The organism is Rhodococcus sp. WAY2, assembly GCF_009859915.1.
GTDB lineage: Bacteria > Actinomycetota > Actinomycetes > Mycobacteriales > Mycobacteriaceae > Rhodococcus_F > Rhodococcus_F oxybenzonivorans.
Genome location: NZ_CP046574.1, coordinates 130,665 through 157,493 on the forward strand (window position 1 = coordinate 130,665; position 26,829 = coordinate 157,493).

A 26,829-nucleotide genomic window follows, 5' to 3' on the forward strand; every position below is an offset into this window, starting at 1 on the left:
GGAGAATGTCCTTATGGCGCAAGGGCATCGATCTTGGGGTGAGTCGTGACGTTGGGGCTGACGCCGACGCAGGCGGATCTGTTCCGGTCCACGATCGGGTTCTGTGAGGCGCGCGTCGCGGCGGGGTCGATCTACGGGTTGTTGCATCGGGAGTGCCACCGACTGTTCCCGGATGAGATGTTCGCGGACCTGTTCACCGATGTCGGCCGGCGCAGCGTGCCGCCGATGATCGTGGCGACGGTGATGGTGCTGCAGCGGATCGAGGGCTGCAGCGATCGGGAGGCCGTGGACCGGTTCTGTTTCGATGCGCGGTGGAAGTACGCGGCCGGGGGCCTGGATTTCGACTACCCGGGGTTCGTGCACACGGTGTTGGTGGACATGCGGGCCCGGCTGGCTGCCTCGGATGCGCCGAACCGGATCTTCGATACGGTGCTGGAGGTGTGCAGGGCGGCGGGGCTGGTCGGGCGTAGACGGGTGTTGGACTCGACGCCGTTGTATGACGCGGTGGCCACGATGGACACCGTCACCTTGATCCGTTCGGCGATCCGGGGGCTGCTCAGGTGCGCCGACAGCGCCCTGGCCGGCGAGTTGCGGGCGGCGGCGGCCCGCGACGACGACTACACCGCCGCGGGTAAGCCGGTCTGTGACTACGACGACCCGGACGCCCGGGTGCAGATGGTCGATGCGCTGGCCACCGACGGCATGGCATTGCTTGCGGTGCTGGACGGACGCGCGCTGTCCGAGGAGCTGAGGCAGGCCGTACAGCTGCTGGCCACCGTGCTCGGCCAGGACCTGGACCAGGATGAGGCGGGGGTGTTCCGGGTCGCCCGGCGGGTCGCGAAAGACCGGGTGATCTCCACCGTGGACCCGCCAGGCCCGGCACGGGCACAAGACCGCGGCGCGGGGCTTCGACGGCTACAAGGGGCATGTGGGCATCGACCCGGACAGTGAGCTGATCACCGCCACCACCGTCAGCGCGGGCAACGCCGGGGACGCCGGCGCAGCCTGCGACCTGATCGCCGATCTGCTCGATGAACACGCCGACGACACCGAGGGCAGCGAGCACGGCGACGACACCGAGCACAGCGCAGCTGGCGAGGGCGGTGCGCACGGCGAGGGCGGTGCGAGTGTGTTCGGCGATAACGCCTACGGCACCGGGCCGTTGCATGACCGGCTGGAGCGGGCCGGGATCGAGGACAAGTGCAAGACCCAGCAGCCGGTCGCCGCAGGCGGCATGTTCGCCAAAGACCGTTTCGATATCGACCTGCAGGCCGACACCGTCACTTGCCCGGCCGGACACACCGCACAGATCCGGCGCGGCAAGGACGGGTCCGGAGCCGCCCGCTTCGGTGCGGCCTGCGCAGGGTGCCCGCTGCGTGAGCAGTGCACCAAGTCCGCCGTCGGACGCACCGTCAACGTCGGGGTATACGAGCAGCAGCTGTCCGACGCCCGGGCACGACAACAGCATCCGAACTGGGTCGCGGACTACCGGGCCACCCGGCCGAAGGTGGAACGCAAGATCGGTCATCTGATGCGCCGTCACCACGGCGGACGCCGTGCCCGGGTCCGCGGCAGAGCGAAGGTTGCCGCCGACTTCGCTTTACTCGCCGTAGCCGTCAACCTCGCGCGCCTCGGCGTGCTCGCCGTAGCCAGCACGCCCGCCGGGGGCTGGACAACCGCGGCCTGATGGGCCAGACGGGGCGCTGAAAAGCCCTGTCCAGCAGCCGACACGGGCGCCGAGCGCGTCATCGCCGGTCCAACCGGCCGATCCTCTCTGCCCGGCCAACTATCGCGTGTGTCATCCGAGCACCGATCCACTCGCTCCTCGCCGCCCACGCGCCCGGCCCTCACGAGAGACAGCCGTTCGACACCAGCCACCTACTAGGCGCACCTGATCATCGTGTTCGCTGCGTTGGCGATCTCGTGCTATCTGCAGAACGAGACCGGGATGTCGATCCGGAAGATATCGTGCGCACTCTGTGTCCGCTGCAGGAATTCACCGTCACGATCGCCGGTCACGGAGCACACCGCCCTCGATCCACTCACCGACGACGCCGTCAGCATTCTCGATTCATTCGAATCCACAATCCCCGGTCAGGGTTGGCACACTAAAACTGGTGCAACTCGGGCGCGTGGGCGCCGGCCGGGGTGTTCGAGACACTGCATCGCGAAGTGCTCGACCTTCTCGGCAGCGCCGGCGAACTCGACTGGACCGCAGCGATCCTGGGTCGCGTCGAGCATCCAGACGATTCGGAATGACCGGATCCAGCCCCGTCGATCGCGGCAAGAAGGGATCGAAATCTCCGTCCTGTCCAGGTTGGTGGAATTCTGCTGGCGTCGACGTGTCGGCGGCGAATACCGGGGGGCAGCACGTGCTGCAGCCGATGGTGAATGCGATTCCCTGCGGTGAAGTCCCGGCGCGGACCGCATCGCCACACCAGGCAAGGTCCGTCTCGGCCGGTACAGGCGGAGGATCGAACACACCGTCGCCTGGCACATCGGCTGCTGACGCCTGCGCATCTTCCACGGCTTGGCCAGAACTTCCCGAAGGGCACCGACCTGACGGCGCATGCGCTCGAGGTACTGAGAGAGGTCGAGCACCGCCTGAACACGCGGGCCCGAACTTCTCGGACGGGGCGTATTCCGGCTGACAGCTGACGTATTCGCCGATCATATAGTCATTCTGATGAGCACCGTATGACCATCTCTCGAATCCGCTCTTTGTGAATCCGACTGCCGGACTATTCTCAATGACGGTGACACCGCGCGATTCCCCGCGGCAGGTTACAGGCGCACTTCCTTGCGAGGACGACTTTGGAGATGTGCACTCGGCCCGGTTCACCAAGCTTGCGTCAGCAAATCGCTCAACATGCGCTTCGGTGCGCGAACGTTGGAGGGATCCCGCTGCTTCGGTTCGAGTGATTCCTGGACCAGCTGTACGAATCGTTCATGGCTGACACCAAAGTGCACGAACACTTCAGCTGGACTTGCACCGCCGAACGGAGCCCATCGAATCGCGAATCGGAGCACCCATCCGTCATCGGGACTCAGCGAGTTCACCTCTACGAAAACGTCAACCTGTTTGAGCCAGTGGCGTATCCACGCAGTACCGAAGGTCTTGGTGCCGGCATCGTGATCTTGAGCGCGCATGAGAATCAGAGTTCCTGGGTCGGCTGGACGGAGAATATGGGCAATCGCTCGCCCAACGGAGATTCGAACTCCTCGGCCGCTGGCCAGACCTTACTCGGCCGGACAATTCCAATTGATCTACGAGTAAGCCCAAGCGGCGTCGAGCGCAATAAGGCAGGGCAACACTGGCAGAGGATCATTTCGACCGGACGGCATCGATCCTCGTGATGCTGGACATGTTGACCAACCAGCTCGCTGTCGCACATCAGCTTGACCTTCTGGTGCGTGTGCGCAAGGGCGGTGGTGAACTGTAGTGCCCGGGAAGGGCTAGCCCAGCACGGGGCCAGTAGCGGCACACCTTGACATCGTGGTTGGGTGGCGAGTTAGGACCCTTGGGCGGGGGACTGGGGTCGCTAACTTGTCCAGCAGCGCCCGGCGACCGCGAGAGCGCCTGTCTCCATCGGGTCGGGTGGTGCAGTTTTAGTCAGCACTGCGAGGTGGCCGTAGGCCACCTCGCAGATCACGTACCGTTGCCACGACGGGCGTCCGGCTGGCAACGGTTTGGGCCAATGAGCGCCGCGACCGGGCAGGGGTAAGTTACTCCGACGTGCCTGGGCGGGCAACCGGTGGGTGTGGATGTGGTGTTCGGTGGGGAAGTGTATCCTCTGTTTAGGCCGTGCCAGCGAGCAGCCAAAAGGTACTCCGCGCGGACCGCATCAGCTGTGGCACGGCTGCGCCTTGGGCGGTGAGCAACTTCGCTTTGCGAGCCGGGTACACCGGACTGGGCGGATCGAATACCAGCACCGCGCCAAATGCATTGGCCGACTGCTTACGTCGAGGACAACGATTGCATATCCAGCCCACTGAGCTACTGCACCGACTTCTTTTGGGTCGCGGCCAGCTGAATAGTCAGATCACCGTGACCGCGCCCGCACAATCAGCGCAGGAGTGAGGAGCTTGAGTCATAATTAAATAACTTAAGACGCAGTGGGTGATTAGCCGGGATCGGGCCGAGGGATCGTCGGTGGCCAATGACGTCAACGCTCAGTGCCAAGCGGCGGAGTCAGCTCCATTCGGTCTCGGTCACTCGGCCGAAAAGCCAGAGCGCTGCCTCAAGCCCGGAAAGGTGACTCAACGCGACCAGGAGTGGCCCGTCGAACTTGAGTTTCTTCATCATGATAGCTTTTTGGGCGCGCAGTTTACCGTCCGCGAACTGACGCCATACGTCCAGCTTTGCCGTCAATGTAAAATCGGGCTCCTTATCCTCCTGGACAGCTCCCGCGTAGACCACTTCCCCATTCTTAACATTAATCTGTGCCCGACGATTATCGGTATCCTCGGCCACCCGATAAACGATTGTGACTGTGAGATCTGAAGTTCCCTCAGTCGTCTCCGGTGTCGCGTTCCACAGCTCGCCGTACTCTTTGATCCATTCTTCGGAAAGCAACTGCTTGGTCATTAAGCTATACCTCCTTGAAAAGTTCCCATCAGGTCCGTGTCGAGTTTCCGCAGCTGCTCGATAGCGGTAAGTGTCCGCGCAGACGGGCTTGATGTCGTGCGGCTCGGCTAAGTTTGACGTTTGTCACAACGCCCGGGCATCCGGGAAAAGTACGGAAACGGTCCACCTCTGATCGGATCAGACAACACTGTTTCGCTTCGAAGCCGGCGACCACCGCGGGATCGTCGAGCAAGAAGCGCCAAAGCCATTCGGGGATGCGGATTGGCTGTGGCTGACCAATCAGGACACGCCGTTCGTCCCGCAGGTGCGGGAGCAGGGGAGGGCATCCCCGGAAGCGGCAGAGATTGCCGATGACGGCGGTAATCATCGCCGGTCCTCCTCACCCGTTCGTGGCTGTTACCCGCGAGGGTAAGGGAGGGGTCTGACATCGCGATCATTGTTCACCAGGTGGTCGCGGCGACGGACAGTCCGAGCAGGCTCGCCAGCACCGGTGCCGAGAGGTTGGCGGAATGCGCAGAGTGCTGCGCCGCAGGCTAGGAGCGTGGGTCAGTAACACGCCGGGCGGGGTGTTCCCGGTGATGGCCGGATACGCGAGATGATGGGGCGTGCCTGATGATCTCGATGATGGCGGGTTGTTCGAGGTAGACCCTGCGCAGCCGGTCAAACCCGATTTCGGGATGTCGAAGCCGCCGGTGGACAAGGCCCGCTCACGTCTCGAGCAAAATGAGTCTGCGTTACGCGCACCTCTTCGACAGCACCGGGCGCACGGAATACGAACGCACCCTGATCTGGCGGAAAGCCACATCGGGCCGATGCCCACCGGCCGAACCCAGCTGCCGATCACCGACAACACCGACGGCGGATGAAAGGACTCTCAATGATCGTGTCAAGCCGCTGCTGTGACGTTGGGGGGTGAGTCGGGTTGCCAGGTTCGGTTGTCTCGGATGAGGGCGTGGAGGACGTCGGTACGGCGGCGTGCCAGACAGATGGTTGCCTGGATGGGGCGTTTGCCTTGGTCTCGTTTGCGTTGGTAATAGGTACGGGAGGTGGGGTCGCAGCGGATCGCGGTGAGCGCGGACATGTACATGACCCGGCGCAGCCGACGACTGTAGCGGCGAGGGGTGTGCAGGCGCCCGGTGCGTTTGCCGGAATCACGCGAGACCGGTGCCAGTCCGGCCCAGGCGGCGAGTTGGTCTGCCGAACCGATCAGGGCGGGATCGCCGACAGCGGCGAGGAACTCGGCTCCGAGTCGGAAGCCCATGCCGGGCAAACTCACGATCGCTTCGGCCAGAGGGTGTCGGCGAAATCGTTCCTCGATCGCAGCATCCGCGGTTTTGATGCGCTCATCGAGGGTGATCACCCCCTGCGCCAGCTCGGCAACCGGCGTGGCGGCGACGTCCTCGCCGGGCAGACGCACCGTTTGGGACTTCCCCGCTGCGACGGCAGCTTCGGCGATGGTCGTGGCGTTGCGCACCCCGGCATCGGCGAGGATCTTCGCGAGCCTGCTCACTCCGCTCCGGCGGATCGCTTTTGGGTTCTGGTAGCGCGAGAGCAGCACCACCACCCAGCCCCGGTCCGTCGACACCTGCGCGACCCGTTCGAGGGCGGGACAGACCGCAACCCCGCGCTGCGCCAACTCGCCAACCGGCTCGTCGGAATCCTGCACGGCTGTCTCAAAACCCGCACCACCTACGACGAAGCCACCGCCTGGTCCCATCGCACCGAAAAGGTTGCTGCTTGACATCTAAGCTCCTGGGATCTCTGTCAGGCTGTGATGAGACACTCGGGCTGACCCGAGATCACTCAATGAGGGCTTGAATGGAGCATCACCTGTGAGCAGCCCTACCTCTACGATCCCGGACGGTGAGCCGGTGGATCCGGCCCCGAAGCCGACCCGCCGGACCTTCACCGCGGAGTACCGCAACAAGATCATCGACGAGTACAACAAGGCCGCACACGGAGAGAAGTCGGCGGTCCTGCGCCGGGAGGGCTTGCATCAGTCCCAGCTCCGGGAATGGACCCTGACCCGCAACGCGAAGGCGGCCGGCAAGACACAACCCCGATCCCACACCGACGGGGAGGCGGCCACGCGCCGGGAGAACGCACGCCTGGCCCGGGAGAACGCACGCCTGGCCAAGCAGCTGACGCAGGCGGAGGCGGCGCTGGAGATCATGGGAAAACTTCATGTGTTCTTGGAGTCCATCTCCGAGAGCACGGGCACACCGCCATCGTCGACGAAGCCCTGAGCGGCACGTTCACCGAGCTGCGGGAGGCATCGATCCCGATCCGCCGCTCCTGCCAGCTGCTCGGCCGAGCACGCGCCACCCACTACCGGCATCAGCAACCACCGATCCTGGGCCCCAAGAAGCCCCGGGCGGTGCCGGACAACGGTCAGGCGCTGACCGCCGCGGAGCGGGCCCAGGTGCTCACCGTCATCAACAGCGCCCAGTACGCGGACCTCGCGATCTGCCAGATCTGGGCCCGCGAACTCGATGAGGGGAACTACCGGTGCTCGATGTCGAGTATGTACCGCATCGCCGCCGCCGCAGGTCAGAGTCGGGAACGGTGCCGGTTGGCGACCCATTCGGCGAAGGTCAAACCCGAACTCCTCGCCGACGGGCCGTCGCAGGTGTGGACCTGGGACATCACCAAGCTCCGCGGCCCCGGCAAAGGGGTCTGGTATCACCTGTACGTGTTGATCGACATCTACTCGAGGTACAACCCGGCCTGGATCGTTGCGCCTGGCGAAAGCGCTGATCTTGCGAAGGACTTCATCGACGAGGCCATCGCTCGTAACGGCGCTGTCCCGCATACCGTGCACGCCGACCGCGGCACGTCCATGACCTCCGGCCCGGTGTCGGCGCTGCTGACCAACCTCGGGATCACCCGGTCTCACTCGCGGCCGCGGGTCTCGAACGACAATCCGTTCTCGGAGGCCCAGTTCAAGACCCTCAAGTATCTCCACGATTTCCCGAAATCCTTTGCATCCCTGGCTGATGCTCGCGAATTCCTGGAAGGATTCTTCAACGAATACAATCACATTCATCATCACTCGGGAATCGCCTGGCACACTCCGGCCTCGGTCCACTTCGGCACCTCGCCGGCGATCGACGAGGCCCGGCAGGTCACCTTGACCGCGGCCTACGCCACGAATCCGGCGCGATTCTCCCGCCGGCCGACACCACCGAAAATGCCGACCATCTCCTACATCAACGAACCCGTACCGGAACCGCAGAAAAACTGATCACCACTGTCTCACTTGACTTGACGAATTCCGGCCTGACCCCGCTGCGACACGTGCCTCACGCAGATCCCGCACCACTGCCAGACTCAACCTGGGCCCCCTCGACTTCACTGATCCAACAAGACCAGCAACAGCAACGATAGACCTTCAGGAATCCTGAGATACCCTCAATTGACAAATCCACCCCAAACCCGACAAATCCACCCCAAACCCAGGGAGTAACCCCAGGTCCTGAGACTACATAGCCAGCAGAGACCTCAGCGAACTCTAGGGATATTTAATAGGAAGAGGATCTGCTTCACCAGACACCTCGCCGCGCGGCCGACCCATTCCGCCTGGCTCACCGGCTACCGACGCCTGACCATCCGCTACGAACGTCACGGGGAACACTTCGCCGGCTTCCTTCACTTCGCCGCCGCACTCACCTGCTTCAAGAAACTCTCCCCAAGGGTAGCTGTCGGTGGCCACGGTGTCGGAATCCCGCCCCCCGCACTGAGGCGTTCGGAGCCGCGTGGCGCGAGTCCGGGGTGGTTGGGCAGACTGGACAGGCAGTGAGCCGATGACGTATGGAATGACATGGAAATAAAAATCGACACCGTCAGGGTGCTGCGGCAGAGTCCGGGCATCACGACGATTCTGGCCCTGTCGGGCGAGACCCGTGAACGTGTGGTTGTCCGGCGGGTGGATCTGTCGATGACGGGCCCATGGAGTTGGCACTGGCTCGCTGGTGAGTTGGAGGCCATGCGTAGGGCGCGGCTGCCACACGTCATCCCCACCCAGATTGCACACAAAGGACCCGACCACGTCGATCTCGTCCGCCCGTTCATCGCCGGTCGCGACATTCGAGAATGGTCTGCGCAGGAGTCACCCCAATCGATCGACGTCCAGCTCAAGCTGATGTGCAGTCTGTTCTACGCACTGGCTCGTCTGCACCGAATGGGGATCGCTCACGGCGGGGTGAAGCCAGCGAATATCATGCTCGCGGAGGGCACCAATCAGCTCGTTCTCCTCGACGCCAGCATGACGCGGACTCAACTGGCTGCCGTGACCCATCCCGTCGAGGGGCCGGAAGGTCGATATCTGCTTCCGGAAAGTCCCGGACTCGCACACCCGACGGGGGGCTTCACGGCCGACATCTTCGCAGCGGGTTGGGTACTCCTCGAGTCGACCGCGGAGGGAAATCGGACGGCCAGCGCGTTGCGTGGGGCGAACCCTCGCATCGGTACCCACGCAGAGCTGTCACACCTGGTCGATATCGTCGGCCTCCCGGCTACGCTGCGCCCGATATTTCTCAAGCTGCTGAGCCCACGGGCAGCGATCCGCTACGAAACCGCCGACGAGGTGCTCGCAGCGCTCGAGGCGGTGGTCGCGACCGGCGGTGGGGAGAACGCTCTCGCGTCTGCTGCCGCGCCGCCCCGACCCGACGGATCATTCGCCTACGTGGAGCTGCCGCTGGTAGGCAGGCACGACGAACTCGCCACCCTCACCGCATGTGCCGACGGCGCGAGCCGATCGTCCGGCGCGGTCACATGCCTGAGCGGTGAGTCAGGAGTCGGCAAGAGCCGCCTGCTCGACGCCGTCGCCACGCACGCCTCGACGGCCGGGGTGACCGTGATGCGTGCCGGCGCGTTCGACCACGCGGCGGCCCGTCCGCTCGGCCTGTTCGCCGGCGCGTTCCGCGACGTGGTCGCCTGCTTGACCGCGCACCCGCGCGAGGCCGAGCGGGTGCGCGGAGAAATGGGTGAGCTACTTCCGGCAGCACTCGAACAGATACCGGAGCTGACCGCAGCATTCGGCGATCCACCCGCGGCGAAGAACTCCGACGGCGGATTCGGCGATCACGCGGTGGCCGCCGCCCCGACTGCCGTCGCCCGACTTCTTCGCTCCGTCTTCACCAAGGAACAACCCGGACTGATCGTGGTCGACGACTGTCAGTGGGCCGACGATCTCAGCTGGCAGGTGCTCGCCAAACTGGCTTCGACGATATCGATGGAGGAAACGCGATCCCCGTCGAACGTGTCGTTGATCTGTTCGTGCCGAACGGAAGCTGTTGCGCAAGTGAGGGCCTGGGGAATCAGTGATATCGAGTTTCTCGACCTTCAGCCGTTGTCCGCGGCCGATACGGAGAAATTGATCCGGTCGATCGGTGACCATATCCCCGACGAGATCATCCCCTATGTCATCAAGTACTCCAACGGCAATCCGCTCGAAACCATGCTAGTCTTCCAGGCACTCGTCGACTCGTCGGCCTTGACGCGCGAGTCGGGTCGATGGGTGATGGACGAGAACAGGATGGCGTCATTCCCGCTGCCGTCGCAATCCCGGGATTCCGACGCCGCGTCGGGGCGGGACAGTGTGCTCGTCTCGTCACGGCTGAGCCTATTGTCGCCGGACACACAGCGGGCGATACGTCAGGGCGCGGTGCTGGGACGCCGGTTCTCGTCCAGGCTTCTGTACGCGGCACTGGCGGCGAGCCCCACGAACATCGATCAGCTCCTCCTGGAGGCAACCCAGCATGGAATCGTGCGCGGCATCGCGGAAGGCGGCCCCGCCGAGTTCGAATTCACGCACGATCGGCTCCGCGAAGCCGTGCTGAGAACCTTGACCGACGACGCCCGGCGCGAGCTGCATCTGCGCGCCGCACAGGCACTCGAAGGCGTCCCTGCGGTTCAGGCCGACTACGACATCGCGTATCACTTCGACCGCTCCGGCCGAGCCGCATCTGCAGTGCCGTACGCCCTGCGTGCGGGCGAGGCGGGACTGAGGCACAATGCGCTCGACGTCGCGGAGGGCAACTTCAAGATCGCTGAAGCGGGACTGGCCCTGTGCGAGTCTGCCGACGACACCGCGAGATTCCGTGTTCACGAAGGACTCGGCACAGTCCACATGCTCCTCGGGAACTACGATCTGGCCGCGAAGGAACTGGCGTGGGCATACGAGCTGACCCGTGCGCGCTCGGGACTCGACTCTTCACGGGTTGCCACTCTGCTCGGCGAACTCGCCTTCAAGACGGGCCGATTCGATGATGCCGCGGAGTGGATGCGACAGAGCATGCACGACATCGGGCTTCGCTTGCCCCGGAGTTCCATGCTCGCCGCCGTATTCGCGGTCGGCGAGGTGGGTCTGCTTGCCCTTGGTTGGCTCTCTCGCCAAATCCGGCCGGGCCGAGCCGGAACAGAGCGTGACCGCCTGGCCGCCCGCATCCACAACCGGCTGCTATACGAATGGTGGTTCGTCAGGTCACCGATCTGGCTGGTATTGGCCATCCTCCGTGGCGTGCGTTTCGCGAATGCCGCAGGAAGCACGCGTGAGCGGGCACAGGCATACTCCACCGCTGCCGTGATTTCCGGTGTAGCCCCCGTCCTTGCGCCGCTGGCGTTGCGCCTCGCCGACCGCTCGCTGCGACTGCGCCAGACGGCGGACGAAGGCTGGGGCATCGCCCAGTCGCACCATTTCCGGGGATTCGTTCTTTACACTGCCAACCGGTACGACGAGGCGATCGCGGCGTTCGACACCGCAATCGCCGCCTTCGACATTGTCGGGGATCGTTGGGAACAGGTAGCCGCGATGTGGCAGAAGGCGCTGTGTCTGGCTCGACAAGGGAAACTTCACGATGCGGGAGTGCTTGCGCGTGACACCTACTGGGAGGGCAAGCGAAGAGGCGATCGGATCGGCGCGGGGACCGCCCTCGCGATCTGGGTCTGGTGCCTGCCGGATGACGTGAGCATGGAGACGCTCTCTCGTGAACTGCGGCAGACGAATTCGGGCGACCGCCACACGATGGCGATGTTGCATGCGGCGCGGGCCTGGCGACTTTTCCACGCGGAGCGGGACGTGCAGGCTGTGGACGCGTTTCGGCAGGCAGACGAGCTGATCCGCGGTTCGGGCATCAGGAATCATTTCCTCGCACCGATCCTGACCGCGCACCTGCAGGTCCTTCGCGTCTCGCATGACGCCGCACCTGCCTGGTGGACGGAGAAACGCCGGCTCCAGGCCAAGGCCGTCCGACGGCAGCTCACCCGTGCCCGGTGGTCGGCCATCGTCTTCTGGGGCGAGCGGCCCGCGGTTCTGCGGGAATGGGCGTTGATGTCGTTTTCGCTGGGACACAAGTGGCGCGGCCGCATGATCTTGGCCGCAGCATCTCGCAGCGCATTCCGATACTCGGCGCAAGGCGAACTCGCCGCATGCGCCCTGGTCGCCACACTGGTGGGGCTCACACCCCGACGAGGGCCGCTTGGTGCGCTGGCGCCGGTGACCGAACTGTGCCGACCGCTGGGTATCCGGGTGGATCGCGGGATCGTCGAGTCGGTGCACTCGCGAGACGCACTCATCGGCAGGGGCTCACCCCAGCACCAGGCCCTGCTCGACGCTGTGAGCAGCATCGTCGCCTCCGAAGACATCGACGAGGTTCTCGACAGGCTCCGAGACGCAATTTTCGCGACGACCACCGCGCGCCGAGTCGAGATCTCGCGCCATACACCTGTGAGCGTCGATGAGATCAGAGTTCCGAACGCGTCTCCAGCGTCGATGCTCGGGGATTCGGCGGCGGCCGGCGAGGCCCGCGAAATGAAGTTGACGGAGCGCATCACCAAGCCGATCGTCGGGAACGACGTCACAGAAACCGCGGTCGTCGCGGCCTTTCCCCTCGGTGAGAGCGAGCACCACGGGCCGACAATGGAGGTGCTGGCCGCGCTGGCAGGCGCCGTCATCGAGCGGGAGGGCCTTCGGCGAGCGTCCATGGAACGGATAGTGGAAGTGCAGGAGGCCGAGCGCGGGAGAATCGCACGTGATCTGCACGACGAGTTCGGCCACATCTTCGCGGGCGTGATGGAGGGGCTCAGTGCTCTACAGAACTCCGAAGACGCCACCACACGCCGGACTGCGACCGATGTCCGCACGATCGCCCGCCAAGGGATACAGGTGGCCCGGACCGTCGCGTGGTCATTGCGGCCCTCGGGGCTCGACGATCTAGGGCTCACCGGCTGCATCGAGCAGTACGTGGAAGATTGCCGGCAGATCTACCCGATCCGCATCGAACTCGCCGCAACGGGACAGCCGATATCCGTTCCGCCGGCGGTCACGACCGCAGTCTTTCGTATCGTGCAGGAAGCACTGACCAATATCAGCCGACACAGTCGCGCCGGGGAGGCGAGTGTCATGATCGTGTCCTCGGCAGACACCCTGCGGGCCGTGGTCGAGGACAACGGGACTGGATTCGACCTCGACCTGGTCGGACAGCGCAGGTCGCTGGGGTTGATTGGAATGCGGGAACGGGCCCGGCTGGTAGGCGGACGGTTGTCCGTCGAGTCCCGACCAGGACAAGGTACGACGATAATGGTGGAGGTGCCGATCAGACGATGATCAGCGTTGTGGTGTGTGACGACCATGGCATTATCCGGTCCGGGATCCGGAGGATCCTCGAGACCACGACGGACTTTCACCTGGTGGCGTCCGCACCGACCGGAGAACTTCTCCTGCAAGCAGTGCGAGACTTCGCGCCGGAACTGGTGGTGCTCGACATCCGACTGTCCGACTGGAACGGCCTCGACCTGTTGGAGCAGATTTCAGCCATCTCGCCCGAGACCCGTGTCGTGATGCTCAGCATGTACGGCGCCAGGGGGTACGTCGAGAAGGCGAAGACGCGGGGTGCGCGAGGGTACATCACGAAGGAATGCCTGGACGAGGAGCTCGTGGCTGTCCTCTACGCCGTGATGAAGGAAGAAGGATTTGTCTCGTTTCGAGCCGACACCACAGAACCGGGCGGCAACGAAAGCGTCCTCGAGGCCAATATCGACTCTCTGTCTTCAAGGGAACTCGAGGTGATGAAGCTGATCGCATCCGGCCTCACCAACACCGAGATCGCGCAGGAACTGACGGTCTCTCCGCGCACCGTCGAGAGCCACCGAGCCAGCATTCAACGCAAGCTGCTGATCCGCACCCGCGCCGAGTTGGCCCGAGTGGCCCGGGACGCAGGCCTTCTCGACTAAGGGCTTGTGATCAATTAACGTCGTTTTTGGTGTTGGGGGCGTTACGGTTGTGCTATGGCGGCTGAGTCGGTGGCGCGGCGGTAGGAGGTGATGCGACCTCATTGTCGGAGTTCCAGCGGCGATTGTGGTTGGGCGCGGAGGCGACGGAGTTGGGGTCGGCGGGCGTCGCTGTGGTGGCCGAGGCGACCGGGGTCGCGGCGGACACTGTTCGCCGGGGCCACAAGGAAGCCGATGCCGGGATTCATCCCGGTGCCGGGAGGTCGCGTCGGGCCGGTGGTGGCACCGCAAACGAGCCGAGGTCCACGACGAGATGTTGGTGGCGGCGTTCGAGTCGTTGATCGATCCTGTGACCAGAGGGGCGATCCGATGTCGCCGTTGCGGTGGACTTCCAAGTCGATCCGCGCCCTGACCAAGGCGTTGGGGGACAAGGGCCACGGGTCAGCGATATCGTGACGCGCCGATTGCTGCGCGAGCGGGGCTACAGGCCACCCCTCTCTAATGAGTGTTAGCGGGTCGGCTTTCTGCCGTCTGCCGCTTCTCAACGGCGAGCCCTTACCCCGGCCCAAGCTTCCATCTATCCGAGGCTCATCTTGACGAGACGTTTCGGCGGTTCACTCACGTTCACCCGTCCGGCCTTCCCCTCACCTGCCGCCCCGGGATGGATCCAGGACCGCTTCGGCTTCTACCCCTGAGCTTCGCACCCCGCCGTTACCAGCGACGCACGTCAAGGTGGGGACGGGCCATCGAACACAAACCCGGGCTACGTCATCGACAACACCGCCGACCTCCAATCAACGCGCCACTTGACGCATGCGACCTCGTGTCGCACCATCTACGAAATGCCCTTCGGTGTGGCTGAATCCGACCCTCGAGACGTCTTATTCTTCCACTACGACAGGGCATTTCGCCGTTATGACACCCACAGGCACTCATGCGAATCGGTGCATCGAGGCTTAGGGCATGTCTCCCAATAGTTTGAGCCATTCGACGATGCCGGCGAGAAGGAATCCAGCCCGGTAAGTCAGCGCAAGCTTGTCATACCGGGTTGCCACCGCTCGCCACTGTTTTGCCTTGTTGAAGGCCCTTTCCACCACGTTGCGGCCCTTGTACGACTCGGCATCGAAGTTCGGTGGCCGACCGCCCGCGCTGCCCTTGTTCTTGCGGTTGGCCACCTGATCGGACTTCTCGGGAATGACCGCCTTGATGCCCTTGCTGCGTAGCAGTTCTCGATTGGCCTTGGATGTGTACGCCTTGTCGGCACGGACCTCGTCCGGGCGCGTGCGGGGTGCGCCGCCACCGATGCGCGGCACGCAGATGCCCTCCAGGAGCGGGCCGAACATCGGGCTGTCGCCTGCCTGGCCAGGACCCACCAGCACCGACAAGGGACGTCCGTCGCCATCGCACGCCAGGTGGACTTTGCAGGTCAGCCCGCCGCGGGACCGGCCGATGCCGTGATCGCCCGGTTCGTCAAGCAGATTCGTGTAATTCGGTAGATCCCCCTGTGTCACGCGCGGCGTTGGCGCCGTGCTGGTGCACCCGCACCACGGTGGAATCCACCGACACCGCCCAATCCAGGTCGCCACCGGCATCGGCCATCGCCGCCAGGGCTATGAGTACCCGATCCCACGTTCCATCCCCGGCGTAGCGTCGGTGCCGTTTCCACACCGTCTTCCAGGGGCCGAAATGCGCAGGTAGATCCCGCCACGGGAGCCCGGTACGCAGCCGGTAGAGCATCCCCTCCACCACGAGCCGGCTGTTCTGGAACTTCCGCCCCCGCAGCCCATCCGAACTGGGCAACAGCAGCGCAAGCAACTCCCACTGCTTGTCCGTCAACACCTCAAACCGATTAACAACGTCTGCCACAGCGAAGAGTCTGCAGCACAACACCCCAAATCATTGGGAGACACGCCCTAGGTGCCCCGTTCATCCCGTTGAATTCCCTCATTGGGAATCGCTCCGCACCACGGAGGCTGTATCGGATAAGAGCTGACTCCGATACACGGTGCGGCGCCGGTTTCAGGTACATTTCCGACGGACGAGAAGTTGCGTCTGCTGGGGATTGGGGTTCAGGCAGTTTCGCTTTCACCATGTCGCTCGGGTCCCGCAGCACCCCGTTCCTGATACCTGGACACGGTCGCTGCTTCAATGGCATGCTACGGTTCCCTTCTCCTTTCGGATCCAGGTAAGCCATCAGACCCAGGAATAGTTCCTCCGAATTCCTCCCAACTGAACTGGGAATATGACAAGGCGCATCGTGGCGCACACCCCTTCTTCTTGGTGTCGACACTGATCACCGGGTCCCCGGTAGCCAAATGGTCGGTGCGGAATTCGTCAAGTCAAGTGAGACAGTGGTGATCAGTTTTTCTGCGGTTCCGGTACGGGTTCGTTGATGTAGGAGATGGTCGGCATTTTCGGTGGTGTCGGCCGGCGGGAGAATCGCGCCGGATTCGTGGCGTAGGCCGCGGTCAAGGTGACCTGCCGGGCCTCGTCGATCGCCGGCGAGGTGCCGAAGTGGACCGAGGCCGGAGTGTGCCAGGCGATTCCCGAGTGATGATGAATGTGATTGTATTCGTTGAAGAATCCTTCCAGGAATTCGCGAGCATCAGCCAGGGATGCAAAGGATTTCGGGAAATCGTGGAGATACTTGAGGGTCTTGAACTGGGCCTCCGAGAACGGATTGTCGTTCGAGACCCGCGGCCGCGAGTGAGACCGGGTGATCCCGAGGTTGGTCAGCAGCGCCGACACCGGGCCGGAGGTCATGGACGTGCCGCGGTCGGCGTGCACGGTATGCGGGACAGCGCCGTTACGAGCGATGGCCTCGTCGATGAAGTCCTTCGCAAGATCAGCGCTTTCGCCAGGCGCAACGATCCAGGCCGGGTTGTACCTCGAGTAGATGTCGATCAACACGTACAGGTGATACCAGACCCCTTTGCCGGGGCCGCGGAGCTTGGTGATGTCCCAGGTCCACACCTGCGACGGCCCGTCGGCGAGGAGTTCGGGTTTGACCTTCGCCGAATGGGTCGCCAACCGGCGCCGTTCCCGACTCTGACCTGCGGCGGCGGCGATGCGGTACATACTCGACATCGAGCACCGGTAGTTCCCCTCATCGAGTTCGCGGGCCCAGATCTGGCAGATCGCGAGGTCCGCGTACTGGGCGCTGTTGATGACGGTGAGCACCTGGGCCCGCTCCGCGGCGGTCAGCGCCTGACCGTTGTCCGGCACCGCCCGGGGCTTCTTGGGGCCCAGGATCGGTGGTTGCTGATGCCGGTAGTGGGTGGCGCGTGCTCGGCCGAGCAGCTGGCAGGAGCGGCGGATCGGGATCGATGCCTCCCGCAGCTCGGTGAACGTGCCGCTCAGGGCTTCGTCGACGTCGTCACCGAGTTGCGCGCCGATCATCGCATGCAGCCGGGCGATCCCGGCCATGCCCTCGGGCAGCCTCGCTTTGGCCAGCCTGCTGCCGGCCGGGTCCATCAGCTCGACATCGTGATGGTCCTCCGCCCAATCGTCTCCCACAAATAGCAACACCCTGTTTCTCCCGTCCTCGGTGTCGGTCACGTCCGGCAGCGTGCGGGAGAACCATTCGCGCTCTAATGAAGCAGTGCTCACGCCGAATAGCGAGCGGGCACGACATCCCATCAGCGATCCATCCTCCCGGCCGACCGGTGGGGGCGCCGATCTGTCAACAGGACTCGAAGTCCAGAGAGGGAAAGTGCTCACCCACCGGCCGCTACCGGTAGCAAGCCTGCCAGAAAGCCGACCCGCTAACACTCATTAGAGAGGGGGAGGGAGGTGCAGTGGTGACCGCACGGGTTGTTCCTCGCGGTGCGAACTACCTTGCCCGCACGTTGCGGCTGTAGTTCCGAGCGGGTCCACTGTGGGCGAGTTGGAGTACCCGGTGGACTGACTTTGATGCGTGGGTATTCCCGTATTTTTTACGGATGTCCGGGATTGGGACCAAGCCCACACTGGTCAAACCAGCGCCACGGCAAAGGCGGAAGACGGATAGGAGATCCTCAGCGCACGGCTCGAAGGAGGGCCAAATTGGGAGCCGATATCCGTGATTTGATAGACGCTTCAAAATTAGGGATTGGACTGGAAGGCAGTGGATTATCCACGGCACATTTCCTATTTCGACCTCCGGACGGGAAGCCATCCCGCTGCCCCGTTGCGAAGCCTGAGCGTCCCCGCGCCGTTGAAGTGCAGGACAGCGCCGAGATCGTGCTTATAGGAGTGAGTTGTGTCGGACGGGCCGACGCCAGAACCAGGAGTGTGTGATGACGGGATCATTCGATTCAGTAGCTGTCGTCGGCGGAGGCATGGCAGGGGCAACCGCGGTAACCGCTCTTCGTGACCAGGGATTCTCCGGTCGCGTCTGCCTGATCGGCGCCGAGGAACATCTGCCGTACGAGCGCCCCCCGCTCTCCAAGGAGTTCTTGGGCGGGGAAATGCCAGAGGATCGGCTTCTGGTGCATTCTCGGGAGACATACGAGGAGAAGGATATCGAGTTGCTCCTTGGGCGGCGGGCGATCCGGCTGTGTCCTGCCGATGGTGCAGTTGAGCTGGAAGGCGGCGAGCGTGTCGGCGCGGACCGCGTTCTGCTGTGCATGGGAGTGCGTCCGCGACCGGTGGGCGTGCCCGGCGGGACCTTACCCGGGGTCCACTACCTCCACGATCTGGAGGACGCTTGGGCCCTGCAGATCGTCATCGGGCGCGGCGTACCGGTGGTGGTTGTTGGCGAGGGGTTCATCGGTTCGGAGGTCGCATCGACCCTCGCTGAGCAGGGCGCCGACGTCACGCTGCTCATGGCCGGGGATCTACCAATGCCGGTACTCGGTGCGGAAGCATCCGGATGGATACTCGACCAGCACCGCTCCAACGGTGTTGACGTCCGGGCACGGTCGCCGCTTCAGGCTATTCGTGGACGGGATCGTGTGGAGTCGGTGGAGCTCAGCGACGGAACTGTCCTGCCCGCAGGCGCAGTCGTGGTCGGGATCGGATCTGAACCGGTGGTTGACTTGGCAACCGACGTCGGGATCACCGTAGATAACGGCATTCTCGTTGATGGGTTGAGCCGCACATCGGTTCCTGGAATCTATGCGGCCGGGGACCTGGCGCGTTTTCCGAGCCCGACGTTCGGCCGCAGTATCCGAGTCGAACACTGGCAGAACGCGCAGCTCCAGGCCGCGAAGGCTGTTGAAGGGATGCTTGGTCACGGTGACCGCGACATTGAACCCTATGACGACATTCCGTGGGCCTGGACCAAGCAATACGGAAATCAGTGGGAAATCGCCGGCCGACCCGGACCAGATATGCAGGTCATCCGTCGAGGAGTCCCAGGTAGTACCGACGGTGCGCTGTGGATCTTCTCGACGCATGGACGCGTGCAGGGTGCGGTAGTGGTGAACCGGCGACGTGAGTTGAGAGCTGTGCGTCGAGCGCTCGAGCAGGGGCCCCTATTCACAAACGACACAATTCGGGATGAGTCGGTCGACTTATGTGCCGCCCTCAGCGATACCGACGCGGCAAGGCATGAAAAGACCGCATGACGGTCACAAATGAGTGAGATGAGAGGTACGAGATGGGTTGGCTAGAAGGCAACGTTGCGGTTATCACCGGTGGCGGATCGGGCCTGGGTAGGGCGCTGGTTGAGCGATTCATCGAGGAGGGCGCAAAAGTAGGAGTCCTGGAGAGGTCGGCGGAGAAGGTCAAGAAGCTTGCGGCTGATTTCGGCGAGAATGTCGTCGCTGTCGAGGGCGACGTGAGCAAGTACGAGGACAACGCTTCGGTCGTGCGAGAAACGGTACGACAGTTCGGCCGCCTCGACACCTTCGTGGGTAACGCGGCGATCTGGGACTTTTCGACAAAGCTGGTCGACATCCCGGAGGACAGACTGGACCCGCTCTTCGACGAGATGTTCCACATCAACGTCAAGGGCTATCTGAACGGGGCGAAAGCGGCAGTCAAGGAGCTTGCACTCACAGGTGGTTCGATCGTCTTCACGGTGTCCAACGCCGGTTTCTACCCAGGTGGCGGCGGGCCGCTGTACACGGCCTCGAAGCACGCGGTCGTGGGTCTGATCAAGGAACTGGCCTTCGAATTCGCCCCCAAAATCCGAGTAAACGGAGTGGCCCCTGGTGCCATGGCCACGGATCTGCGCGGGCCAGGATCGATCGGACTCGGCGAAACGAACGTCTCGTCCCTCCCGCTCGCAGATCTGATCAAGCAGTGCACGGTACTGCAGGAACTCTGTGAGCCCGCGGATTACACTGGGCACTACGTCCTGCTCGCCTCGAAGGATAATTCACGAACCGCGACTGGTGCGATCATCAACTGTGACGGCGGAATGGGCGTACGCGGCCTCGCCGAAACCGCAGGCGGAAATGACCTTTAGTGCCTGACAACTAGTGCGGCGTGGGGTAAGTGATTTGACGGTCTTGTTTGAGACAATGAGGCATGCGAGCTGCTCCTTTGGTGTTGCGTGACGGAGATCGGGAAGTGCTGACCCCGTTGGCGCGGTCGAAGTCGGTGCGTGCGGATTTGGCGCAGCGGGCGCGGATGATGGTGTTGGCGGCAGAGGGGGAGTCGAATGCGCAGATCGCGCGGACGGTCGGGGTCTCGCGGCCGACGGTGATCCTGTGGCGTTCGCGTTATGAGCAGTTCGGGACCGCGGGGCTCGAGGACGAGTTGCGGTCGGGGCGGCCTCGGAAGGTCGACCACGCCGCGATTGTGACCGCGACGTTGGCTCCGCCGCCGAAGAATCTTGGGGTGACGCACTGGAGCAGCCGGTTGCTCGCCGGCCGATTGAAGATCAGTAACACCACGGTCGCGGCGGCATGGCGCGAGTACGGTGTCAAGCCTTGGCGCAGTGAGACGTTCAAGTTCTCTACCGACCCGGAGCTGGTCGCCAAGGTCACCGACATCGTCAGGCTGTACTTGAATCCGCCCGACAACGCGATCGTGCTGTGCGTGGACGAGAAGTCGCAGATCCAGGCCCTGGACCGGACGGCACCGATGCTGCCGATGCGGATCGGTTCGGCCGAGAAACGCACCCACGACTATGTCCGACACGGCACCTCCACCCTGTTCGCAGCCCTGGACACCGCTACCGGGAAGGTCACCGGGCTGTGCAAACCGAGGCATCGTCATCAGGAGTTCCTCGTCTTCCTCACACACCTCGCCCGCGCCTACCCGGAGCGGGAGCTGCATCTGGTGATGGACAACTACGCCACTCACAAGAAGGCTGAAGTCCGGGCGTGGCTGGCCGAACATCCCCGTATCCATGTGCATTTCACGCCCACCTCGGCATCGTGGATGAACCTGGTGGAGGTGTGGTTCGGGATCATCGAACGTCAGGCCATCCACCGCGGAACCTTCGGTTCCGTCAAGGATCTGACCACCAAGATCCGCGCCTTCATCAACGGATGGAACACCCGCTGCGCGCCGTTCGTCTGGACCAAGACCGCCGACCAAGTCCTTACCAAGGCCAACCGTCAAGATACTTCAACAACAGACCACTAGTGTCGTACGCCATAAATTCGTGCTTTAACTTGATATCCTGAGGTATGCCTCGAACCGGACGCCCGAAGGCGGAGTTGATGTTGACCGATAACGAACGCGAACAGCTCGTTCGATGGTCGCGGCGGGCGAAAACCCCACAATCGTTGGCACTGAGGGCGCGGATCGTGTTGGCTTGCGCAGAGCCAGGGATGACAAATAAGCAAGTTGCGGTAGATCTAGGGATATCCGCCAACACGGTCAACAAATGGCGCGGGCGCTTCGTCGACCGACGCCTCGACGGCTTGGTCGACGAACCTCGACCGGGTCGTCCGCCCTCGATCTTGCTGGGCCGGGTCGAAGACGTGGTTACCGCGACACTGGAAACCTCCCCGGCCAATGCGACGCACTGGTCGCGTACCTCGATGGCCAAGCGCACCGGCCTGTCACCGTCGACGATCGGCCGGATCTGGCGCAAGTTCGAACTCAAACCGCATCTGACCGACGGTTTCAAGCTGTCCACGGATCCGCAGTTCGTGGACAAGGTCGTCGATGTCGTTGGCCTTTACCATAATCCGCCCGAGCGTGCCGTCGTCCTGTGCGTGGACGAGAAGAGCCAGATGCAGGCATTGAACCGTTCCCAGCCGGTGTTGCCGATGATGCCCGGCATGCCGGAACGGCGCAGTCATGACTACGCCCGCAGCGGCGTCACCAGTCTGTTCGCGGCGTTCAACATCGCCGACGGCACGGTGATCTCCGAGCTTCATCGACGTCACCGGGCCGTGGAGTTCAAGAAGTTCCTCACCGCGATCGACAAGGCCGTCCCCGACGAGTTGGACGTGCATCTCGTCTGCGACAACCTGGCCACCCACAAGACGCCTGCAGTGGGCGACTGGTTGGCAAAGCACCCACGTTTTCACGTCCACTTCACCCCGACCGGGTCCTCCTGGATCAATCAGGTCGAGCGATGGTTCGCATTCCTGACCGATCAACTACTCCGCCGTGGAGTACACAAAAGCGTTGTCGCACTGGAGAAAGACGTTCGCAACTGGATCAAGACCTGGAACGACGACCCGAAGCCGTTCGTCTGGCACAAGACCGCCGAGGAGATCCTCGATTCCCTCGCCAAATATATCTCACGAATTTCTGACGCGGGACACTAGTCAGGTACACGCGAGCGATGTTCGCAGTCTTCCCGGATTCACACCCTATTGCGTAGGTACCGGCACATCACGACGCAATGAATCGAGGGTCATATGAGTTACTACGCCACAACCAGCCCCCTGACCGGGCAGCGTGTCCAGGAGTTTCCGCGGGCGACCGATCACGAGATTTCGGATGCGCTGACGAGTTCGGATGCCGCCTACCGGCAGTGGCGGACGTCCTCTCTGGAGGAGCGCGCCGATGTGTTGCGAGCTCTGGCGAAGCTGTGGCGCGAACGTGCCGACGAACTCGCTCCGATCCTGACTCTGGAAATGGGTAAGCCCATCTCTCAGGCCAGGGGGGAGGTGGCGTTGTGTGCCAACATCTTCGAGTACTACGCCGAACAGGGTCCGACGTTCATGGAGGACGAGGTGTTGGAGATCGCCGGGGGAGGCGAGGCGATCGTGAGGACGGAACCGATCGGTCCTCTCGTGGGGATCATGCCCTGGAACTTCCCCTACTACCAGGTGGTCCGCTTCGCTGCGCCGAACATCATGCTCGGCAACACGCTCCTTCTCAAGCACTCCCGGAATTGTCCTCAGTCGGCGTTGGCGATCGAAACGCTGTTCGTCGAGGCGGGGCTTCCCGAGGGGGTCTACGTCAACGTGTTCGCCGACAACGCGCAGGTCGCCCGGATGGTCGCGGACCCCCGGGTGCGGGGCGTGTCCTTGACGGGGTCCGAGCGTGCGGGATCGGCGGTCGGTGAGATCGCCGGGCGTCACATGAAGAAGTTCGTCCTCGAGCTGGGCGGTTCCGATCCGTTCCTTGTGCTCGACGACACCGACCTGGACACCACCGTCGCCGCGGCGGTGAACAACCGGATGGCCAACGCGGGACAAGCGTGCACGGCGTCGAAACGCCTCATCGTGCTCGATGACGTCTACGACCGGTTCCTCGACAAGTTCACCGAGGCGATGCGGAACATCGTGCCCGGCGACCCGACCGATCCGGCCACCACTTTCGGCCCGCTGTCCTCCCGCAGCTGCGTGGACGAGATCGCGGAGCAGGTCGACGACGCGCTGGCCAAGGGAGCAAAGTTGCTGACCGGTGGATGCAGGGGCGAGGGGCCGGGCGCGTTCTACGAGGCGACGGTCCTGGCCGGAGTGACCCCACAGATGCGCGTATACAGCGAAGAACTCTTCGGCCCCGTCGCCGTCGTCTACAAGGTAGCGACGGAAGCAGAGGCCATTGCACTGGCGAACGAGTCCCCGTTCGGGCTGGCCGCCGCGATCTTCACCTCCGACCGGAACCAGGCCCGCCGGGTAGCCGAGGACCTCGAGGTGGGCATGGCCTGGATCAACGGCACCAGCAAGAGTGCTCCCGATCTGCCGTTCGGGGGGGTCAAGCGATCCGGTGTGGGGCGCGAGCTCGGCCGCTACGGATTCAACGAGTTCGCCAACAAGAAGTTGGTCAGAACTGTGCGCTGAGGGTTCGACGACGTCGCGCCACCCGCGGTGGGTCGGGACCCGAGGACACAGGACGAACAGGGACCGACCAGTTCGGACCATTCACAGGAGACCGAAGTGAGCATCACCGTCAGCATTGATTCAAGCACACAGGTCGAGGACGAGGACTTCGCCGATATTTCGCGGACGTGCACTTCACCGATGTGCGAGTCCCGAACTCGGCGCTCGTCGGCGGCAGCGAGGCCGTCGGCTACCGGGCCGCGATGACCTCGCTCGCGCGCGGTCGCGTGGATATCGCGGCCCTGTCGGTTGGGCAGGCCCAGCGCGCACTCGACGAGTCCGTCCCGTATGCGGCCACCGCGACGCAGGGCGGCACCGCGATCGGGGACTTCCACCTCGTGCAGGCGATGATCCCCGACATCGCGACCGGGGTCGACGCCGATCGCGCTCTCACCCGGGACGCGGCGCGCGCCTGGGTCAACGGGGCAGACCGACGCATCGCACCATCGGTCACGAAGCTGTTCTGCACCGAGATGGTCGGTAAGGCAGCCGATCTCGCGGTGTAGATCCGCGGCGGTACCGGCTACATGCGGGAGCTGCCGGTCGAGCGCATCTACCTGGACGTGCGGCTGCTGCGGCTGTACGAGGGCACCAGCGAGATTCAGCGCCTGATCATCGGCGGGGGCCTGGTCAAGCAGGCCAAGAAGTAAGTAATCAAGGACCACGCTGACATGACTGGCACCACAGAGAAGAACCACAGCGCCACCGACTCGGCAGTGCTGCCCCTGACTGGGGTCACCGTCGTCAGCCTCGAACAGGCGGTGGCGGCCCCGCTGGCCAGCCGGCACGTCGCGGATCTCGGGGCGCGGGTGATCAAGTCGAGCGGATCGGGGGAGTGGGATTTGCCCGTAACTACGATGCCGCCGTGCACGGGCTGGCCTCGCACTTCGTGTGGCTCAACCGGGTATCGATCCACTCTCGGAGCAACGCGAGCGACGGTCCCGAGCGATGCGCAGTGGTGTCCGAACCTGTTACGCCGCTGAGGTGTAGGTCTGGCCGCTCGTGCGAGTCACGGCAGTCGCCAGAATCTACGCGGGTCTCTGAGCCGCTGTTTTCAGTAGTTTCTCCGGATGTAGCAAGTGTGGACCAACTGTTTAGCTAGGGGAACAGTAACGCGCATAAGGTGAGCGAGCAGAATTCGCCGTGCGGCCGCTGGCTAGAGCGAAACGAGTGCTCCGTGTATCGGTTCCAACGGAGCAACCACCGGTCCGCCATCACTCGTGCGATTCGTTCGAAAGCGCATTGGTCATGACATTCGCACGTGGAAGAAACGAGGGTGATGACTCTCTTCATGCATCGTATCTCTGAGCTACCGGGCAGCAAGCTCGCGACTCCACCGGCGACCGTTGCGAGCGAGCTCAAACTTTGCAAGATAAGCAATCCAACTGCGGGTTTAGGTGCATATTCACGTTCACAAATAGCCGCAATTACAAGATCCTAACAAACGAAGGGATGGAGTGGAGCATGTTGAGGTCTGAGCGTTTCAGTCCTGGGGAAGATTTTGGTCAGTTTGTCAATCTGCGGGATGGGTGGATTGATCGGAATATCTTCAGCGATCCGGATATTTATCAGGAAGAGCTTCACCGGATCTTTGCTCGGTCGTGGAACTTTGTTGCGCATGAGAGCCAGTTGCCGAACGCCGGAGACTTCCTGACGACGTATATGGGTGAAGACGCGGTTATCGTTTCGCGTCACAGGGATAATTCCATTCGGGTGTTCGCGAATTCTTGTCCGCATCGCGGCAACAAGGTTTGTTTCGCGGATGCGGGTAATACCCGTCGATTCGTGTGCAACTATCACGGGTGGTCGTTCGACAATGCGGGTGAGCTCTCGGGAATGTGGGCAGAGCAGGCCTATGACGAGGGTGACATCGACAAGTCGCAGACGAAGATGATGCCGGTTGCGCAGGTGGCCAGCTACAAGGGCTTGGTCTTCGCGACGTTTGACCCGGACGCGCCGAGCCTGGAGAACTGGTTGGGTGACTTCCGCTGGTATCTCGATATGATTTTGGACAACGAGGAAGGCGGAACCGAGTTTGTCGGTGGCTGCATCAAGTCGGAATTCAGTGCCAATTGGAAGTTCGGCGTGGAGAACTTCATCGGCGACGCCTATCACGCCGGCTGGACCCATGATTCCGGTACCCGAGCCACCTCCGGTGGGGCTCCCTTTCCCGAAATCGATATGGAAACGTCCTACCACGCCAGCATCAACGGTCACGGCTGGGAATTTGGGACGGAGGGTGTGGGCGATATCGGCTTGCTCGGTTCGCCGGAAGTAATGGACTACTACAACAAGATTCGACCGAAGATGGCCGAACGTCTCGGCGAGATGCGCTCGAAGATCTTCGGGTCGGTCGCTTCGTGCTCGCTCTTTCCCAACATTTCTTTTCTGCCTGGCATCTCGACATTTAGGGTTTGGCTTCCCAAGGGGCCGGAGGCGTTCGAACTGCGCACTTGGGTCCTCGTCAATAAGGCAATGCCGGACGAACTGAAGCAGGAGATCACCAAGAGGGTCATGTTGACCTTCGGTCCGGGTGGTCTCTTCGAAATGGACGACGGCGAGAACTGGTCGAACTGTACTACGGTCAACCGTGGAGTCGCGACGAGGCGGCAGCTGCTGCACTACGGTTCGGGGATCAACCGTCGGATCGACAACCATCCGATCCTGCCCGGCACCGTGTACCGGGGCCAGTACAACGACTCAAACCAGCGCCTTTTTTACCAGCGTTGGGTGGATCTGATGGAGACGAAGAGTCTGAAGGATTTGCCGCAACGCCCGGAGCCTCGCATGGCGTCGCGTGAGACGCGCGAACTCACTGGTGTTTCCACTATCTGACACAGGGAAGGA

At 63.2% G+C, this 26,829-nt stretch carries 17 protein-coding genes and 6 pseudogenes; 18 read left to right on the forward strand and 5 right to left on the reverse strand.

The window, feature by feature from the left end; genetic code table 11:
- Positions 1–45: 45 nt before the first annotated feature.
- The 4 genes and pseudogenes from GFS60_RS39590 to GFS60_RS35235 form a co-directional block, all read left to right on the forward strand.
- Entirely contained in the window at positions 46–951 is a 906-nt protein-coding gene (locus GFS60_RS39590; protein WP_063786643.1) for a transposase, read from the forward strand.
- Entirely contained in the window at positions 929–1,687 is a 759-nt protein-coding gene (locus tag GFS60_RS39595; protein ID WP_063786642.1) for a transposase, read from the forward strand. The genes GFS60_RS39590 and GFS60_RS39595 overlap by 23 nt, the downstream gene beginning before the upstream one ends.
- Before the next feature lie 198 nt (positions 1,688–1,885).
- Positions 1,886–2,068: pseudogene (locus GFS60_RS40545) on the forward strand (IS1634 family transposase); the annotation flags it as partial.
- Positions 2,069–2,133: 65 nt separating this feature from the next.
- Positions 2,134–2,452: pseudogene (locus GFS60_RS35235) on the forward strand (IS5/IS1182 family transposase); the annotation flags it as partial.
- Positions 2,453–2,838: 386 nt separating this feature from the next.
- Here the strand turns inward: GFS60_RS35235 and GFS60_RS35240 are convergent.
- Positions 2,839–3,150: a hypothetical protein gene (locus GFS60_RS35240; RefSeq protein WP_159929205.1), complete on the reverse strand. Its 312-nt coding sequence runs from the start codon at positions 3,148–3,150 to the stop codon at positions 2,839–2,841.
- A 1,042-nt stretch (positions 3,151–4,192) separates the two neighbouring features.
- The gene (locus GFS60_RS35245; protein ID WP_054248832.1) at positions 4,193–4,588 is read right to left on the reverse strand and encodes an SCP2 sterol-binding domain-containing protein; all 396 of its coding nucleotides are present in this window, start codon (positions 4,586–4,588) and stop codon (positions 4,193–4,195) included.
- A gap of 605 nt (positions 4,589–5,193) precedes the next feature.
- Between GFS60_RS35245 and GFS60_RS38845 the strand changes: the two genes are divergently transcribed.
- Positions 5,194–5,454, forward strand: coding sequence for a hypothetical protein (locus GFS60_RS38845; RefSeq protein ID WP_201453710.1), 261 nt, complete (start codon positions 5,194–5,196; stop codon positions 5,452–5,454).
- Positions 5,455–5,474: 20 nt separating this feature from the next.
- Here the strand turns inward: GFS60_RS38845 and GFS60_RS35250 are convergent.
- Positions 5,475–6,209 (reverse strand): annotated as a pseudogene (locus GFS60_RS35250) (transposase); the annotation flags it as partial.
- 211 nt (positions 6,210–6,420) lie between these two features.
- Between GFS60_RS35250 and GFS60_RS35255 the strand changes: the two are divergent.
- The 5 genes and pseudogenes from GFS60_RS35255 to GFS60_RS35270 all read left to right on the forward strand — a co-directional run bounded on the left by GFS60_RS35255 (position 6,421) and on the right by GFS60_RS35270 (position 13,819).
- Positions 6,421–6,834, forward strand: coding sequence for a transposase (locus tag GFS60_RS35255; protein ID WP_063786658.1), 414 nt, complete (start codon positions 6,421–6,423; stop codon positions 6,832–6,834).
- A 131-nt stretch (positions 6,835–6,965) separates the two neighbouring features.
- Entirely contained in the window at positions 6,966–7,832 is an 867-nt protein-coding gene (locus GFS60_RS35260) for a DDE-type integrase/transposase/recombinase (protein ID WP_236603685.1), read from the forward strand.
- A 333-nt stretch (positions 7,833–8,165) separates the two neighbouring features.
- Positions 8,166–8,273: pseudogene (locus GFS60_RS39600) on the forward strand (transposase); the annotation flags it as partial.
- A 141-nt stretch (positions 8,274–8,414) separates the two neighbouring features.
- On the forward strand, positions 8,415–13,193 hold the full coding sequence (locus GFS60_RS35265; protein ID WP_159929479.1) for an AAA family ATPase: 4,779 nt from the start codon (positions 8,415–8,417) through the stop codon (positions 13,191–13,193).
- A complete protein-coding gene (locus GFS60_RS35270) occupies positions 13,190–13,819 on the forward strand; it encodes a response regulator transcription factor (protein ID WP_054248763.1) in 630 nt (209 codons plus the stop codon). The genes GFS60_RS35265 and GFS60_RS35270 overlap by 4 nt, the downstream gene beginning before the upstream one ends.
- A gap of 953 nt (positions 13,820–14,772) precedes the next feature.
- On the opposite strand, the gene GFS60_RS35280 is transcribed toward GFS60_RS35270, so the two are convergent.
- Together GFS60_RS35280 and GFS60_RS35285 are read right to left on the reverse strand one after the other, a co-directional pair.
- A protein-coding gene (locus GFS60_RS35280; RefSeq protein WP_442972225.1) for an IS5 family transposase occupies positions 14,773–15,682 on the reverse strand; the annotation gives its coding sequence in 2 pieces (ribosomal slippage) (positions 14,773–15,330 and positions 15,332–15,682; 909 coding nt in all).
- A gap of 492 nt (positions 15,683–16,174) precedes the next feature.
- A complete protein-coding gene (locus GFS60_RS35285; RefSeq protein ID WP_328799865.1) occupies positions 16,175–17,341 on the reverse strand; it encodes a DDE-type integrase/transposase/recombinase in 1,167 nt (388 codons plus the stop codon).
- 752 nt (positions 17,342–18,093) lie between these two features.
- On the opposite strand from GFS60_RS35285, the gene GFS60_RS35295 reads away from it, so the two are divergent.
- From GFS60_RS35295 to GFS60_RS35330, 8 genes and pseudogenes are all read left to right on the forward strand, one after another.
- Positions 18,094–19,365, forward strand: coding sequence for an NAD(P)/FAD-dependent oxidoreductase (locus GFS60_RS35295; RefSeq protein WP_054248953.1), 1,272 nt, complete (start codon positions 18,094–18,096; stop codon positions 19,363–19,365).
- 32 nt (positions 19,366–19,397) lie between these two features.
- A complete protein-coding gene (gene hcaB, locus GFS60_RS35300) occupies positions 19,398–20,210 on the forward strand; it encodes a 3-(cis-5,6-dihydroxycyclohexa-1,3-dien-1-yl)propanoate dehydrogenase (RefSeq protein WP_054248952.1) in 813 nt (270 codons plus the stop codon).
- A gap of 62 nt (positions 20,211–20,272) precedes the next feature.
- Positions 20,273–21,337 (forward strand): IS630 family transposase, encoded by a 1,065-nt coding sequence (locus GFS60_RS35305; RefSeq protein WP_054249008.1) that lies wholly within the window; start codon positions 20,273–20,275, stop codon positions 21,335–21,337.
- A gap of 44 nt (positions 21,338–21,381) precedes the next feature.
- A complete protein-coding gene (locus tag GFS60_RS35310) occupies positions 21,382–22,476 on the forward strand; it encodes an IS630 family transposase (protein WP_159929209.1) in 1,095 nt (364 codons plus the stop codon).
- A 93-nt stretch (positions 22,477–22,569) separates the two neighbouring features.
- Positions 22,570–23,943, forward strand: a complete 1,374-nt coding sequence (locus GFS60_RS35315; RefSeq protein WP_054248892.1) for an NAD-dependent succinate-semialdehyde dehydrogenase — start codon at positions 22,570–22,572, stop codon at positions 23,941–23,943.
- Positions 23,944–24,104: 161 nt separating this feature from the next.
- Positions 24,105–24,632, forward strand: a pseudogene (locus tag GFS60_RS35320) (acyl-CoA dehydrogenase family protein); the annotation flags it as partial.
- A gap of 21 nt (positions 24,633–24,653) precedes the next feature.
- Positions 24,654–24,886 (forward strand): annotated as a pseudogene (locus GFS60_RS35325) (CoA transferase); the annotation flags it as partial.
- A gap of 560 nt (positions 24,887–25,446) precedes the next feature.
- Positions 25,447–26,817, forward strand: coding sequence for an aromatic ring-hydroxylating oxygenase subunit alpha (locus GFS60_RS35330; protein WP_122975660.1), 1,371 nt, complete (start codon positions 25,447–25,449; stop codon positions 26,815–26,817).
- Positions 26,818–26,829: the final 12 nt, after the last annotated feature.